The sequence below is a fragment of the Brachybacterium sp. AOP25-B2-12 genome, assembly GCF_052378625.1.
GTDB lineage: Bacteria > Actinomycetota > Actinomycetes > Actinomycetales > Dermabacteraceae > Brachybacterium.
On the sequence record NZ_JBQSXW010000002.1, the window covers coordinates 58,265 to 73,216 of the forward strand.

Below are 14,952 nucleotides of genomic sequence, written 5' to 3' on the forward strand. Positions count from 1 at the left end.
GCATGACGACCGCTCGCACCCTGCACGTCCTCGCGCTCAGCGCGGGGCTCTCCACCCCCAGCTCGACCCGCCTGCTCACGGACCTGCTCACCGGCGCCGCCCGCGATGCCCTGTCCGCGCAGGGCGCCGAGGTCGAGGTGCGGACCGTCGAGGCCCGCGAGTACGCCCGTGAGGCCACCGAGGCGATGCTCTCGGGCTTCCCCGGCGAGCGCCTGACCGCGCTGATCCGCGAGATCCGCGGGGCCGACGCCGTCGTCGCGGTCTCCCCGATCTTCAACACGGGGGCGTCCGGCCTGTTCAAGACCCTCATCGACGTGCTGCCGATGGACGTCTGGGCCGGCACCCCGGTGCTGCTCGGCGCGACGGCGGGCACCGCCCGACACTCCCTGGCCCTCGAGTACGCGATCCGGCCGATGTTCGTGTTCCTCAAGGCCGAGATCGTCCCGACCGCGGTGTTCGCCGCGAGCGCCGACTTCGGGATCACCCCGCGCGGCGAGGGCGACGAGCAGCCGCTCGCCGCGCGAGCCCGCCGGGCAGGCCGCGAGCTCGCGGCCCTGCTCGGCGGTCCCTCGCGCGTCCCCATCGATGCATCGACGGAGGGCGAGGCCGCGCCCGGGGAGGGTGCCGATGATGCATCCGCCCCGAACGCTGCCGGTCCGGGCGCGACCGGGACCGATGCCGCACGTGCACCGGGTCGCGATCCGGAGTTCTCGGACTTCACCCCGATGGACGACCTCCTGCGGCACGGCTGAGCCGGGCGCGGCCCGTCCGCGTCCGCCGCGGTTCCGGCATCCCGGCCGCGACATCCGGGACGCGGACATCCGGACCTCCGACCTCCGGGCCTGCGACGACCGGCCCGCTCCCGGCGCACCGCGCCATGGCAACCTCCGGCACCTCCCGCATCGGCCCGCCGCCGATGGAGGAACCTCGGAGGCGAGGACCGTCCGGCATCGCCGCGCACGGCCCGGGCGTCGGCATCGCCGCACGTCTCTCCCCCCCCCCAGTCACCGTGGAAGGACCCCCATGGCCATCTCCGAGGGCGCGAACTACGCACCGGCCCCGATGCCCCGACCCGTCGTCTCGCCCGGCGACTTCGCCTTCGCGGCGATGCACCTCGACCACGGGCACATCGTCGGCATGTGCGAGGGGCTGATCGGCGCCGGAGGTGAGCTGACCTGGGTGTACGACCCTCAGCCCGAGCGGGCGGAGGCCTTCCGCACCCATTTCCCGCAGGTGCGCATCGCCAGCAGCGAGGAGGAGATCCTCGCCGACGACCGCGTGCTCCTGGTCGCCGCGGCCGCCATCCCCTCCGAGCGGGCGGCCCTGGGACTGCGCGTCATCAAGGCCGGCAAGGACTACTTCACCGACAAGACCCCCCTGACGACCCTCGATCAGCTCGCGGCGGCCCGTGAGGCGACGGAGCGGACCGGCCGCAAGTACGCCGTGTACTACTCCGAGCGGATCCACGTCGAGGCGGCGGTGCTCGCGGGACAGCTCATCGACCGCGGCGCGATCGGCGAGGTGGTCCAGGTCCAGGGCATGGGCCCCCACCGGCTCGGCGACCCCGCCTCCCGACCCGACTGGTTCTACCGCACGGCGCAGTACGGCGGGATCCTCACCGACATCGGCAGCCACAACTTCGAGCAGATGCTCTCCTTCACGGGCTCTGACGACGCCGACGTCCTCTCCAGCGCGATCGGCAACTTCGGCCATCCGGACCACCCCGAGCTCGACGACTACGGCGACGCCCACATCGCCCTGTCCAGCGGCGCCGCCGGCTACGTCCGGGTGGACTGGTTCACGCCCGACGGGCTGCGGACGTGGGGCGACGGGCGCACGTTCGTGCTGGGTACCGAGGGGTACCTCGAGCTGCGTAAGTACGTCGACGTGACCACGGACGCCGGTCCGGGCCAGGTGATCCTCGTGGACGGCGCCGGCGAGCACCGGATCGACGCGACCGGCAAGGTCGGCTACCCGTTCTTCGGAGAGCTGATCCTGGACGTCCTCCACCGGACCGAGAACGCGATGACCCAGGCGCACGCCTTCAAGGCCGTCGAGCTCGCGATCCGCGCTCAGGAGCAGGCGCGCGTGCTGCGCGCCGCCCCCGCGGCCGGGGCCTGACCGGGCACCGACCGGATCCGCCGCGACGAACCCCCGGGAGGTATGGTGAGGCTCCCCTCACCAGAGCCTCCCGGGAGTCCTCACCATGACCGCTGCCGCGCCCGCCGGCCCGTCCGACCCCTCGCATCCTTCGGACCCGTCCGACCCATCGGGCCCCGCTGACCCGTCGGACCCTGCGCGCTCCGCGGACCCGTCCGATCCCGCGGCCTCCGACGGCCCTCGCGTCAGCGCCCCGCGCCGTGGCGTCAACGGGGTGATCCTGCGCGCCTGGCGGGCCCGCGACACCCGCATCTCGGTGATGTCCCGTGAGGAGGTGTCCGAGCACTTCGTGCGGCTGCGCGTGGACGTCCGCGATGTCCTCTCGACCGACGACGTCTACCCCACGTACTGGCTCCGGCTGTGGTTCACCGATGCCTCCGGCAAGGGCCACCAGCGCGCCTACACCCTCGTGGATCCGGACCCGACCACCGGCACCGCCGCGATGGAGTTCTACCTCCATCCCGGGATCGCCTCGCAGTGGGCACGCGATGCGCGTCCGGGTGACGAGATCGACGTCAGCATCCTCAACGGCAAGAACCCGCTCGCCGACGCCCCGTCGCAGCTGCTCGCGGTGGGCGACGGCGCCTCCCTTCCCGCCATCGCCGACATGCTGCGTCGCTCCCCCGACCTGCCTGCCACCGTCCTCATGGAGCGCGGGTACTCGGACGACGCCGAGGTGCTGCCCCTGCCCGCACGGGAGGGGGCAGAGATCCGCTGGTTCGACCGCGACGGGTCGATCGAGGCCGCGGCGATCGCGGCTGCGGGCGCACTGCCCGCCGGGGCCGTGGCCTTCGTGAGCCTCGAGGCGGCCCGGACGCGCAGGGTCTCCGGCGCCCTGCGCAAGCAGGTCGGGGTCCCCCGGGACCGCATCCATGCGCTGGGGTACTGGAAGCAGAGCTGACCGGACCGTCGCCCCCGATCGCCCCGTGCGGGCACACCCTTGCCGGTACCGTGGCATCGTCGTGCGCGACCGCTCCGATCGCGCGCCCGAACCTCGATCCGCCCCGCCGACGGCGGTGGGCGACGCCCCCGGAGGCACCGATGCTCGCAGCGCTCGTCATGGATCGCGATCTCCCCGCACGGATGTTCACCCCCGACCAGCTCCTCGAGCTGACGAAGCTGGCCGACCTCGACCCCGGCATGGTGATCGACGACCTCGCCGCCGCGGACCCCGCGCTCCTGGACCGCGTCGAGATCATCCTGACCGGCTGGGGCAGCCCGCGCGTGGACGCTGCCGAGCTCGACCGCATGCCGCACCTCCGGGCGGTCGTGCACACCGCCGGGACCGTGCGGTTCGTGGCGGGGGACGCGCTGTGGTCGCGCGAGGACATCGTGCTCACCAGCGCGACGGCGGCCAACGCCGTCCCGGTCGCCGAGTTCACGCTGGCCTGGATCCTCCTGGCCGGGAAGAACACCCTGGCCCTCGAGCACACCTACCGCTCGAGCTACGGCCGGGATCGGGGGGCACCCGCGGCCACGGGCTGCTACGGCTCGGCGGTCGGGCTCATCGGCGCCTCCCACATCGGACGCCTCGTCGCCGGTCTGCTGCGACCCTTCGACATGGAGGTCCTCATCGCCGACCCGTTCGTCGACGCCGCGGGGATCGCGGCGCTCGGCGCCCGCAAGGTCGAGCTCGACGAGCTGTTCGCGGTCAGCGACGTCGTCAGCCTCCACGCCCCCGACGTGCCCCCGACGCAGGGGATGGTCGATGCCACGCTCCTGGCCTCGATGCGCGACGGCGCGACCTTCATCAACACCGCCCGCCCCACCCTCGTGGACATCGACGCGCTGCGCGCCGAGCTCGTCCAGGGCCGGATATCCGCCGTCCTCGACGTCCATGACGACCTGTCCCCCGACGATCCGCTGTGGGACCTGCCCGGCATCGCCGTGACCCCCCATCTGGCCGGGTCCCAGGGCAATGAGCTGCACCGCATGGCCGAGTCGGCCATCGAGGAGGTCCGTCGGCTCGTGCGTGGCCAGGCCCCCGCGCACCCGGTGGACCGCGCGCGACGCGAGGTCATCGCCTGAGCGGTCCCGTCCCCGTCCCGCCCCGCGAACGGTCACTACCCTGGAGACCATGGAGGATCATGGTCGCGAGGCCCGGCACTCGGGCGACCGCGCCGGGACCGACGTCGGCCGGTGGTTCGCCTCCGCGGGAGCCGTCCCCCGGTCCACGATCCGTCTCTCGCCCTGGGGGCCGGACCCCCGTGGCGGCTACGGGGTGGTGAGCTCCGCAGAGACCGTGCGCGCGGCCTTGTCGGCCCTGACGCATACCCGACCCGCGGTCCTCACCGGTGCCGGGGTCTCGACGGGCTCGGGACTGCCCGACTATCGCGGGGTCGGTGCCGTCCCGCGCACGCCCATGTCGTACCAGGAGTTCATCGGCTCGGATCTGGCCCGCCGTCGCTACTGGGCGCGGTCGACCGTGGGGTGGGTGGCGTTCTCCCGCGCCCGGCCCGGCGCCGCACACCGCCGGCTCGCCCGGCTGGGCCCCTCCCTGCGGATCGGCACGGTCATCACCCAGAACGTCGACGGGCTCCATCAGCGGGCCGGGTCCTCGCCGGTCATCGACCTGCACGGACGCCTGGACCGGGTGCGCTGCCTCGCATGCGGGACGACGATCTCACGTGGGGGTCTCCACGACCGCCTGCTGGCCATGAACCCGGCCGTCGCACGACAGCTGCCGGAGCTCGCGGTCGATGCCGCCCGCGCGCCCGACGGGGACGCCGAGGTCGACCGCACCTCCACCTTCCGGTACCCGCCGTGCGCCGTCTGCGGCGGGATGCTCAAACCGGATGTGGTGTTCTTCGGGGAGAGCGCCCGCCCCGAGGACGTCCGCGCCGCCCATGCGGGCGTGCGGGCTGCCGGCTCCCTGCTGGTCCTGGGATCGAGCCTCACGGTCATGTCCGGCCTGCGCTTCGTCCGGGCGGCCGCCGCGGCCGGACGGCCCGTGGTGGTGATCAACGACGGCCCCACCCGCGCCGACGGGCTCGCGAGCGAACGGGTCCACGGACGCGTCGAGGACGTGCTCGCGGCGTGGATGCGCGACCTCGGGCTGGGCCCGGACCGCGCAGCCCTGCATCGGACGTGAGCACCTCCCGTCCTGGAGGACGCGCAGCCCCGCATCGGGCGTGGGCGCCTCCCGTTCCGGAGCACGCGCACTCCCTGCAGCGAGCGGGAGCGTCCTCCGCTCAGGAGGACCGCGCCACGATCCAGGGCACGAGGACCTGGAGCACCAGCACGATCGCAGCAGCCGCGACCCCGGCGGCGAGCGCGGCCCCGCGTCCCACCACGACGTCGACCACGAGCACCGCCACGCCCACCAGCAGCAGGGACAGCAGCACGAGGGCGATCCGGACGATCCGACCGACGGCCAGCACGATCTCGTCCTTGATCCGGCGGCCGAAGAGGGCGCGGTGGATGGCGACGGGGGTCAGCAGCACCGCCACGATCAGGAGCGACAGGGTCAGGACCCCGAGGTACCAGCGCACCTGCACCTCGTCGAGCTCCGCGAAGCGGGACTGGAAGGGCAGGACGACCAGGAAGGCCGCGAGGATCTGGGATCCCGTCTGGAGCACCCGGATCTCCTGGAGGAGCTCGTTGAAGTTCCTGTCGGCCCGGGCCGCGACCGGCTCGTGCCGGTCGTATCGCGGGTCCCCGTGCACCTCGTCGTCCATACCCGTGGAGTCTAGGAGCGGCACGGGATCCGCGTGGCGCACCATGGGCACATGGATGCGATCGATCTGAACGCGGATCTCGGCGAGGGCTACGGGGACTGGACGATGGGCGACGATGCCGCGATGTGCGAGGTCGTCACCACCGCGAACATCGCCTGTGGGGGCCATGCGGGGGATCCCGCCACCATGCGCAGCGCCCTCACGGCGGCGCGCGACCACGGCGTCGCGGTCACGGCGCACGTGTCCTATCCGGACCTGCGCGGCTTCGGACGGCGCTTCGTGGACATGCCCGCCGGTCCCCTGCGCGATGAGGTGATCGCGCAGACGGGCGCGCTGATGGCGCTCGCCCGTGCGGTCGGCACGGAGGTGCGGGGCGTCAAGCCGCACGGCGCGCTGTACGGCGCGCTCGCCCACCACGACGGCCAGGCCGCCGCGGTCGTCGCCGCGCTGCGCGACCTCGGAGGCGAGCTCGCGCTCGTGGCGGCCCCGGGATCGCTGGTCGCGACGCGCGCCGAGGACGCCGGGATCCGGGTGGTCCGCGAGGGCTTCGCCGACCGCGCCTACCTGCCCGACGGGACCCTCGTGCCGCGCACGCGCCCCGGTGCGGTGCTCACCGCGCCGGGAGCCGTGCTCGACCAGGCGCTGCTCCTGGCCGATGGCCGCTCGCCGGCGGGCGGCGATCTGGCCGTCGACTCCATCTGCCTGCATGGCGACACCCCCGGTGCCGTGGCCCTCGCCCGGGCGGTCCGCGACGGGCTGGTCGCGCACGGCCTCGGCCTGGCCTCCGCCCTCTGACGGGCCGCGTGCGAGGATCGGGCATGGCCTCTCCCCAGACGCCGCGTCGCACGTTCCTGGCCCCACCGCGGGCCGTGCACCGCACCGGCGAGCTGGCGGTCCTCGCCGACTACCCGGACACGGCCTCCGTCCTCGCGGCGGCGGCCGCGCTGCGGGCCCTGGCACCTCCCGGGCTCGTCGAGCTCGTGCCCGCCGAACGGACGCTGCTGCTGGCCGCGGCGACCCCCGTCGATCTCGTGCGGGTCCGGGACGCCCTGCACGTGCTCGCCGCGACCGCCGTCGGGACGGCCGCGACGCGCGAGGTCGAGATCCCCGTGAGCTACGACGGCGAGGACCTCGCGGAGGTCGCGGCCCTGCTGGGACGCACCCCCGAGGCCCTCGTCGCCGCCCACACGCAGGCGCCGTGGACCGCCGCCTTCGTCGGCTTCGCGCCCGGTTTCGCCTACCTGGTGCCGACCTCCGGCACGGCCCATCGCCGCGAGGACTCCCGGGCCGATGCCCAGGGTCGGCCCCCGTGGGACGTACCACGGCGCACGGTCCCCCGCACGCGCGTCCCGAGCGGGTCCGTGGCCCTGGCTGCGGGATACAGCGCCGTGTATCCCGGGGACTCCCCGGGCGGGTGGCAGCTCATCGGGCGCACGGCCGTCCGCACCTGGGACCCCGCGGCGCAGCCGCCCGCGCTGCTGTCCCCCGGCACCACCGTGCGCTTCACGGCCGTGCGTCCGCACGTCGAACTCCACGGGGACCGGGACGGCCCGGCCACGGCGCGGCCGGACGCCGGGGCACCCGCCGCCTCCGGCGTGGCCGGGCCGACGGCCTCCTCCGACCGGTGGGCGCTCACGATCCTCGATCCCGGCCCCCTGACCCTGATCCAGGACGCGGGACGCCCCGGGAGGGCGGACCTCGGCGTGACGGCCTCCGGGGCGGCGGACCGCACCGCTCTCGCGCTCGCGAACGCGGCGGTCGGGAACCCGATCCACGCCCCGGCCCTGGAGATGCTGATCGGCCCCCTCACGCTACGTGCCGAGCGCCCGACCCTGCTGGCGTGCGCCGGCGCCCCGGCTCCGCTGCAGGTCCTTGCCGCGGACGGCACGGACCTCGGCACCGTGGCCGGGCCCGGATCGCCCGTGCGCCTCGCGCTCGATGCGGGGGACGTCGTCCGGATCGGCCCCGTCACCGGGGGCCTGCGCACCGTGGTCGCGGTGCGTGGGGCCCTCGACGCGCCGACAGCGCTCGGCTCGGCGTCCCGCGACACCCTGTCGGGCCTGGGGCCCGCGCCGCTCACGCGCGGCGCGCGGCTCCGTCCGGCTGCCGCCGCCCTGCTCGAGGCCGTCCCGATCCTCGACGACGCGCCCCCGGGCGACGGCACCCGGCAGGACTCCTCCGGATCGCCCCCGCAGGACCCGCCGGGGCGATCCGCATCCCCGCACCCTGCCCCGGGTGCCCCGCGCGCCCTCGGGATCGTGCTCGGGCCACGGGACGATCTGCTGGGTCCGGAGGCGGTCACGGCCCTGCTGGGCACCGTGTGGACCGTGCGGCCGGATTCCGACCGGATCGGCATGCGCCTGGACGGTCCGCCGCTCCCGGTGCCCTCCGGGGCGTCCTCCCTCCCCAGCGAGCCGGCGGTCCTCGGCAGCATCCAGGTCCCGCCCTCGGGACTCCCGGTCGTGTTCGGGCCCGACCATCCCACCACCGGGGGGTATCCCGTGATCGGCGTCCTCACCGCTGCGGCGATGGATCTGCTCGCGCAGTGCCCGCCCGGGACCCGCGTGCGCCTGGTGCGGTCCTGACGACGCCCCGCGCGCACGGGCGGGACGGCGGGATCAGCGGAGCGGGTGCGCCACGAGGTCCGGCTGCGCGCGACCGGCCAGGACCTCGAGGGCCCGGAGGGCACGATCGGCCCCCCAGCCGCTGAGCAGGTACGCCTCCTCGGGGCCGATCAGCCGCCAGTCGTCGAGCTCCGCGGCCTGCGGGACGATCTGCGCCTCGAGCACCGCCGCGGGGATCACGCCGCCGTCGAACAGGAAGTGCACTCCCATCGGCGCCGACACCTCCGCCCGCGAGGGGGCCCAGTCGATCGCGAGCAGCCGCCCCACCTCGATGTCGAGCCCCAGCTCCTCGGCCACCTCCCGGCGGGCGCATTCGCGGGCGTCCTCCCCTGGGTCGACCCCGCCGCCGGGCAGCAGCCAGTGGTCGCGGTAGTTGGGCTTCTCGATGACGAAGCGCCCGGTCTCGTCGCGCAGGATCACCGCCCCCGAGGTGATGACCTTGGGCAGCGTCGCGAAGTACACCGGATCCGGCAGCAGCTCGTTCATGCCCCACATCCTCACAGACTCCGGCCCTCCGGTCCCATGCCCGAGGCTCCGCCTTTCCCCGCTGCGCGCCGGGACACTACGCTCTCGCCGAGCGCTCCCCCGTCCGGAGGCCCCGCCGCACCGCGGCAGGTCCGGCGGCGCCCACCCGTCCCGGCCCGTCCGACCGCCCTCCGGCGGATCCCCCGCACGCGCCGCCCCGACCTCTCGAGGTGCCATGACCACCACCCCTGCGACCACCACCTCCCCCGAGCCCCTCGCCCCCGGCGACGGCCTCACCCGTCCCCAGCGCCTGGACCGCCTGCCCTTCACCGGGAAGCACCGGCGGCTGCTCGGGGCGTACGGGATCGGCTGGGCCCTGGACGCGATGGACGTCGGCCTCATCTCGTTCGTCATCGCGGCGCTCGGGGTGCACTGGGGCATCGGCAAGGGCGAAGCCTCCCTCATCGCCTCGGCGGGCTTCGTGGGCATGGCCATCGGTGCCGTCCTGGGCGGCGTCCTGGCCGATCGGATCGGCCGCCGCCAGGTCGTCGTCGTGACACTGCTGGTCTTCGGCCTGGCCACGGGCGCCTCGGCGCTGTCGGTGGGACTGTTCATGCTCGTGGCGCTGCGGGTCGTGGTGGGGCTGGGCCTCGGCGCGGAGCTCCCCGTCGCCTCGACGCTCGTCAGCGAGTACGCTCCGCGACGGATCCGCGGCCGGGTGGTGGTGTGGCTCGAGGCCTTCTGGGCGCTCGGCTGGATCCTCGCCGCCCTGATCGGCACCTTCATCGCCGCCCACGGGGAGGACGGCTGGCGCTGGGCGCTCGCCCTGGGCACCGCGCCCGCGCTGTGGGCGATCATCGTGCGCTGGAAGCTGCCCGAGTCCGTGCGCCACCTCGAGAAGCGGGGCCGGACCGAGGAGGCCGAGCGCGCCGTCCGCTCCTTCGAGAGCGCCGCCAGCGTCGCCGCCCCCACGTACGGCCCGACCGCGGAGCCCGCCGCGACAGGCCGTCGTCCATCGATCTGGTCCCGCGGCCTCCGCGGTCGCACGGCCTCGCTGTGGGTCGTGTGGTTCTGCGTGAACCTCTCCTACTACGGCGCCTTCATCTGGATCCCGACGCTGCTGGTGGACCGCGGCTTCGACCTCACCCGCTCGTTCACCTTCACCCTCATCATCACGCTCGCGCAGCTGCCCGGGTACGCCTGTTCCGCCTGGCTGATCGAGAGGCTGGGCCGCCGCGGCACCCTCGTGCTGTTCCTCGCGGGATCGGCCGTCTCGGCCGCGGCCTTCGGTCTCGCCTCGACCGAGGCGACGATCATCGTGGCCGGCTGCTTCCTGTCGTTCTTCAACCTCGGGGCGTGGGGCGCGCTGTACGCGACCGGGCCGGAGCTCTACCCGACCTCGGTGCGCGCGACCGGCTCAGGTGCCGCCGCGGGCTTCGGCCGGATCGCCTCGATCATCGCCCCGCTCGCCGTGCCCGTCCTCGTGCTCTGGGGCGGGCAGGTGCTCACGTTCGGCGTGTTCGCCGGGTCCTTCGTGGTCGCGGCGGTCGCGGCGCTCACGCTGCCGGAGATGCGGGGCACGGCCCTCCAGGAGTGACCGCGCCGGGGGCCGGGCCCTCACGCTCCCGGACACGCAGGGACGGCCCGGCCCCGCTCACGCGGGATCGGGCCGTCCTGGATGCTGCCGTTCGGCGCGGGATCACTCCCCGCCGGCGGCCTCGACGTCGTCGTCCACCCAGTCGAAGGTCCGCTCGACGGCCTTCTTCCACAGGCGCAGCGAGCGCTCGCGGGTCTCGGTGTCCATCTTCGGCTCCCAGCGCTTGTCCTCGGCCCAGTTGTCGATGACGTCCTGCTCGCCGTCCCAGAAGCCCACCGCGATGCCGGCCGCGTACGCGGCGCCGAGGGCGGTGGTCTCGGTGACCTTGGGGCGCACGACGGGCACGCCCAGGAGGTCGGCCTGGAACTGCATGAGGGTCTCGTTGGCGACCATGCCGCCGTCGACCTTGAGCTCGGTGAGGTCCACGCCGGAGTCCGCGTTCATGGCCTCGAGGACCTCGGCGGACTGGAAGGCCGTGGACTCCAGCACCGCGCGGGCGATGTGGTTGCGGTTGACGTACCGGGTCAGGCCGACGATCGCACCGCGGGCATCGGACTTCCAGTACGGCGCGAACAGGCCCGAGAACGCCGGGACCACGTAGCAGCCGCCGTTGTCGTCGACCTTCTGCGCCAGCTCCTCGATCTCCGGGGCGCTCGAGATGATGCCCAGGTTGTCGCGCACCCACTGGACCAGCGAGCCGGTCACGGCCACCGAGCCCTCGAGCGCGTAGACCGGCTTGTTGTCGCCGATCTTGTAGCAGACCGTGGTCAGCAGGCCGTTCTCGGAGTGCACCAGCTCCTCGCCGGTGTTGATGAGCATGAAGTTGCCGGTGCCATAGGTGTTCTTGGCCTGGCCCACCTCGAAGCACGCCTGGCCGAAGGTCGCGGCCTGCTGGTCGCCCAGGATGCCCGCGACCGGGGTGTCGATGAGCAGGCCCCGCTTGCGGCCGTACCCGTAGACCTCGGAGGAGGACTTGATCTCCGGGAGCATCGACAGCGGGATGCCCATGTCCGCGGCGATGTCCTCGTTCCAGTCGAGGGTCGCGATGTTCATGAGCATCGTGCGCGAGGCGTTGGTGACGTCGGTGACGTGCACGCCGCCCTCGGTGCCGCCGGTCAGGTTCCACACGACCCACGAGTCGGTGTTGCCGAACAGCAGCTCGCCGGCCTCGGCCTTCTCGCGGGCGCCCTCGACGTTGTCGAGGATCCACTTGACCTTGGGTCCCGAGAAGTAGGTGGCGAGCGGGAGGCCCACGCGCTCCTTGTACTTGTCGGCACCCTCGTCGCCCGCGAGCTCGTCGCAGATGCGGTTGGTGCGGGTGTCCTGCCAGACGATCGCGTTGTAGACGGGTTCGCCGGTGTTCTTGTCCCAGACCACCGCGGTCTCGCGCTGGTTGGTGATGCCCACCGCCGCGAGCTGGTGGCGGTTGATGTCGGCGCCGGTCAGGGCGTCGCCGACGACGGTGCGGATGTTGCGCCAGATCTCCAGCGGATCGTGCTCGACCCAGCCGGCGCGCGGGAAGATCTGCTCGTGCTCCTTCTGGCCGGTCGAGACGATCTGTCCGGCGTGGTCGAAGACGATCGCGCGGGAGGACGTCGTGCCCTGGTCGATCGCGAGGATGTACTGCTGCTGCTCGTTCATCGGAACTCCTTCGTTCTCACGGATGTGCGGTGGATGCGGTGCAGGTCAGACGACGAGCAGCGAGACCAGGCCCGCGAGCACGCCGCCGACGATGGGGCCGAAGACCGGGACCCACGAGTAGCTCCAGTCGGAGCCGCCCTTGTGGCGGATCGGGAGGATCGCGTGGGCCAGGCGGGGGCCGAGGTCACGGGCGGGGTTGATGGCGTAGCCGGTGGGCCCGCCGAGGGAGGCGCCGATGCCGACGACCAGCAGCGCGACGGCCAACGGGCCGAGGCCCGCGGGGGTCTTGCCGAACAGCAGGATGATGAAGACGAGCACGAAGGTCGCGATGACCTCGGTGACGAAGTTCCAGCCGTAGGCGCGGATGGCGGGGCCGGTCGAGAAGGTGCCCAGGATGTTCCCGGCGTCCGTCTCCTCGTCGTAGTGCTTCTTGTACGCGATCCAGCAGATCACAGCTCCCAGGAAGGCACCGATCATCTGGGCGACGATGTACGCCACGATGTTGGGCAGGGTCGCCGCGATGGCGGGCAGGCCCAGTGCCTCGTTGCCGGGGAAGAGGTCGTTGCCGGAGGCCGCGAGGCCCAGGGTGACGGCAGGGTTCAGGTGGGCGCCGGTCGCGAAGGCGACGTAGACACCGGCGAAGACGGCGAGGCCCCAGCCGAAGTTGATGAGAAGCCAGCCGCCGTCCTTCCCCTTGTTCTTGGTGAGCACGACGTTGGCGACCACGCCACCGCCGAGCAGGGTCAGGATCGCCGTGCCGGCGATCTCATGCAGGAAGATGGCTCCCATGGTTTCTCCTCATCGAGAACGGGCCGCGTCCGTGCGGTCCCGGTGAGATCCCGGCGATGCGCCGGGGGTGGGGTGGGGTGGGGTGGGGAGGGGCGGCCTGTGCTGCCCCCGGGAACGGGCCGTGCTCGCGCACGGACCGGACGGCGCCCGACCGGGAGGATCGGGCACCGGGCTCAGGCCCGGGCAGTCGCCTCGGGCACGTGCGAGGCGGCACCGGCGATGCGGCCGGGCGCCTCGGGCACGCTCGCCACCGCCGCCGCGGCATCCGCGTCGTCGTGGGTGGCCTCGCTCCGCAGGCGGGCCGCGATGTAGTCGCGGTACGTCTGCGCCTCGAGCTGCTCGCGCTCGGCGTCCCAGCCGAGCACGGGTGCCAGGATCGCGGCGACCTCGTCGGCCGCCGCCGCGCCGCGGTCGCGGATCTCGTAGTCGCTGCGGGTGCGGCGCTCCAGGACGTCGCCCACGTGGCGCGCACCCTCGGCCGTCACGGCGTACAGCACCTCGGCCCGCAGGTAGCGGGGGGCGTGCTCGAGGGGGGCGTTCAACGAGGGGTCCTCGTCGATGAGGGCGAGCAGGTCCGTCAGCAGGGCACCGTACCGGAACAGCAGGCGGTCGATGCGCACGGCGTCGAAGCCGTAGCGGCGGGCGATCGCGTCCTTGTCGCGCACCAGGCTCTCGTAGCCCTGGGCGCCGATCACGGGGATCGAGGTGGTCAGGCATGCACGGCCCGGGAAGTCGTCCTTGATCGCGAAGTCCACGACGTCCTCGGCCATGACGCGGTACGTCGTGTACTTCCCGCCCGCGATCGCGGTCAGGCCCGGCTCGACCTCCATCACTGTGTGCTCGCGGGAGACCTTCGTCGAGGCGTCGCCGCCCTTCTTGACGGGCTGCAGCAGCGGGCGCAGGCCGGTGTAGACGCCGATCACGTCGTCCCGCGTCAGCTTCGACTCCAGGATCGCGTTGGCGTGCTCGAGCACGTAGTCGATGTCGTCGCTGGTCGCGGCGGGCGTGGCGACGTCCTGCTTCCACGGGGTGTCGGTCGTGCCGATCACCCAGTACTCGTCGTTGGGGATGATGAACAGCACCGACTTCTCGGTCTGCGTGATGATCCCGGTGTGGGGCACGGCGGGGATCGCCTCGCGCGCCACGGTGATGTGGATGCCCTTGGAGGCGAGGACCTCGAGTCCGGTCTCCGCGCCGGCGAGCTCCTGCTGCTGCTGGGTCCAGACGCCGCCCGCGAGGATGGTCTGGCGGGCGTGGACGTCGAACTCACGGCCGGACTCCTCGTCCCGCACGCGGGCGCCGACGACGCGGGGGCCGTCATGCAGGTACTCGATGACCCGGGTGTAGTTGACGACCGCGGCGTCGTTCTCGGCGGCCGAGCGGGCGAGCATCGCGACGAAGCGGGCGTCGTCCATCTGGGCGTCGTAGTACTCCAGCGCGCCGACGACCTTGTCGCCGTCCAGCGCCGGGAAGACCTTCTCGAGCTTGGTGTGGCCGAGGTGGCGGTGCATCGGGACGGCGCGCTTGCGGCCGACCATCTGCATGCCGTCGTAGAGGGCGACACCGGAGCCGATGAACGCACGGTCGACGACCTTGCGGAAGAAGGGGAAGACGAAGGCGACGGGCTTGACCAGATGCGGCGCGGTGCGCGTCAGCAGCAAATCGCGCTCGCGCAGCGCCTCGGCCACGAGCTTGAAGTCGAGCATCTGCAGGTAGCGCAGGCCGCCGTGCATGAGCTTGGAGGACCGCGAGGACGTGCCGTGCGCGAAGTCCTGGGCCTCGACGAGGCCGACGGACATCCCGCGGGTCGCGGCGTCGAACGCGGCACCGGCGCCGGTGACGCCGCCGCCCACGACGAACACGTCGAGCGGGTTTTCGGCGGTGGCGGCCTCGAGCCGGGCGAGGTGCTCGGCGCGGGTCTGGGGGCTCAGCAGAGAGCGGCTGGTGGACGCCACGGAATGCTCCTTCGCATCGGGATCAACCCTCACATGGTGGGCCG

At 73.3% G+C, this 14,952-nt stretch carries 13 protein-coding genes; 8 read left to right on the forward strand and 5 right to left on the reverse strand.

The features are described from left to right. Positions 1–2 precede the first annotated feature (2 nt). The 5 genes from ACT3TZ_RS01965 to ACT3TZ_RS01985 all read left to right on the forward strand — a co-directional run bounded on the left by ACT3TZ_RS01965 (position 3) and on the right by ACT3TZ_RS01985 (position 5,251). Entirely contained in the window at positions 3–752 is a 750-nt protein-coding gene (locus ACT3TZ_RS01965; protein WP_444581710.1) for a CE1759 family FMN reductase, read from the forward strand. Positions 753–1,023: 271 nt separating this feature from the next. Beyond that, positions 1,024–2,121 carry a Gfo/Idh/MocA family protein gene (locus ACT3TZ_RS01970; RefSeq protein ID WP_444581711.1) on the forward strand — a complete coding sequence of 366 codons (1,098 nt, stop codon included), beginning with the start codon at positions 1,024–1,026 and terminating at the stop codon, positions 2,119–2,121. Positions 2,122–2,206: 85 nt separating this feature from the next. Continuing rightward, the gene (locus tag ACT3TZ_RS01975) at positions 2,207–3,061 is read left to right on the forward strand and encodes an SIP domain-containing protein (RefSeq protein ID WP_444581712.1); all 855 of its coding nucleotides are present in this window, start codon (positions 2,207–2,209) and stop codon (positions 3,059–3,061) included. Positions 3,062–3,201: 140 nt separating this feature from the next. Continuing rightward, complete coding sequence (locus ACT3TZ_RS01980) at positions 3,202–4,188, forward strand: hydroxyacid dehydrogenase (RefSeq protein WP_444581713.1); 987 nt, start codon at positions 3,202–3,204, stop codon at positions 4,186–4,188. A 49-nt stretch (positions 4,189–4,237) separates the two neighbouring features. Beyond that, the gene (locus ACT3TZ_RS01985) at positions 4,238–5,251 is read left to right on the forward strand and encodes an NAD-dependent protein deacetylase (protein ID WP_444581714.1); all 1,014 of its coding nucleotides are present in this window, start codon (positions 4,238–4,240) and stop codon (positions 5,249–5,251) included. Positions 5,252–5,351: 100 nt separating this feature from the next. On the opposite strand, the gene ACT3TZ_RS01990 is transcribed toward ACT3TZ_RS01985, so the two are convergent. Further along, positions 5,352–5,837 carry a DUF6328 family protein gene (locus ACT3TZ_RS01990; protein WP_444581715.1) on the reverse strand — a complete coding sequence of 162 codons (486 nt, stop codon included), beginning with the start codon at positions 5,835–5,837 and terminating at the stop codon, positions 5,352–5,354. Between the two features lie 51 nt (positions 5,838–5,888). On the opposite strand from ACT3TZ_RS01990, the gene ACT3TZ_RS01995 reads away from it, so the two are divergent. Together ACT3TZ_RS01995 and ACT3TZ_RS02000 are read left to right on the forward strand one after the other, a co-directional pair. Further along, on the forward strand, positions 5,889–6,632 hold the full coding sequence (locus tag ACT3TZ_RS01995) for a LamB/YcsF family protein (protein ID WP_444581716.1): 744 nt from the start codon (positions 5,889–5,891) through the stop codon (positions 6,630–6,632). Positions 6,633–6,655: 23 nt separating this feature from the next. After that, positions 6,656–8,422 (forward strand): carboxyltransferase domain-containing protein, encoded by a 1,767-nt coding sequence (locus ACT3TZ_RS02000; protein WP_444581717.1) that lies wholly within the window; start codon positions 6,656–6,658, stop codon positions 8,420–8,422. Between the two features lie 33 nt (positions 8,423–8,455). Here the strand turns inward: ACT3TZ_RS02000 and ACT3TZ_RS02005 are convergent, their stop codons facing one another. Next, the gene (locus tag ACT3TZ_RS02005; RefSeq protein WP_444581718.1) at positions 8,456–8,947 is read right to left on the reverse strand and encodes an NUDIX domain-containing protein; all 492 of its coding nucleotides are present in this window, start codon (positions 8,945–8,947) and stop codon (positions 8,456–8,458) included. A gap of 214 nt (positions 8,948–9,161) precedes the next feature. On the opposite strand from ACT3TZ_RS02005, the gene ACT3TZ_RS02010 reads away from it, so the two are divergent. Further along, entirely contained in the window at positions 9,162–10,523 is a 1,362-nt protein-coding gene (locus ACT3TZ_RS02010; protein WP_444581719.1) for an MFS transporter, read from the forward strand. 102 nt (positions 10,524–10,625) lie between these two features. Here the strand turns inward: ACT3TZ_RS02010 and glpK are convergent, their stop codons facing one another. From glpK to ACT3TZ_RS02025, 3 genes are all read right to left on the reverse strand, one after another. Then, positions 10,626–12,164, reverse strand: a complete 1,539-nt coding sequence (glpK, locus tag ACT3TZ_RS02015) for a glycerol kinase GlpK (protein WP_444581720.1) — start codon at positions 12,162–12,164, stop codon at positions 10,626–10,628. Positions 12,165–12,209: 45 nt separating this feature from the next. Then, a complete protein-coding gene (locus ACT3TZ_RS02020; protein ID WP_444581721.1) occupies positions 12,210–12,953 on the reverse strand; it encodes an MIP/aquaporin family protein in 744 nt (247 codons plus the stop codon). A gap of 173 nt (positions 12,954–13,126) precedes the next feature. Further along, positions 13,127–14,908 (reverse strand): glycerol-3-phosphate dehydrogenase/oxidase, encoded by a 1,782-nt coding sequence (locus ACT3TZ_RS02025; protein WP_444581722.1) that lies wholly within the window; start codon positions 14,906–14,908, stop codon positions 13,127–13,129. Positions 14,909–14,952: the final 44 nt, after the last annotated feature.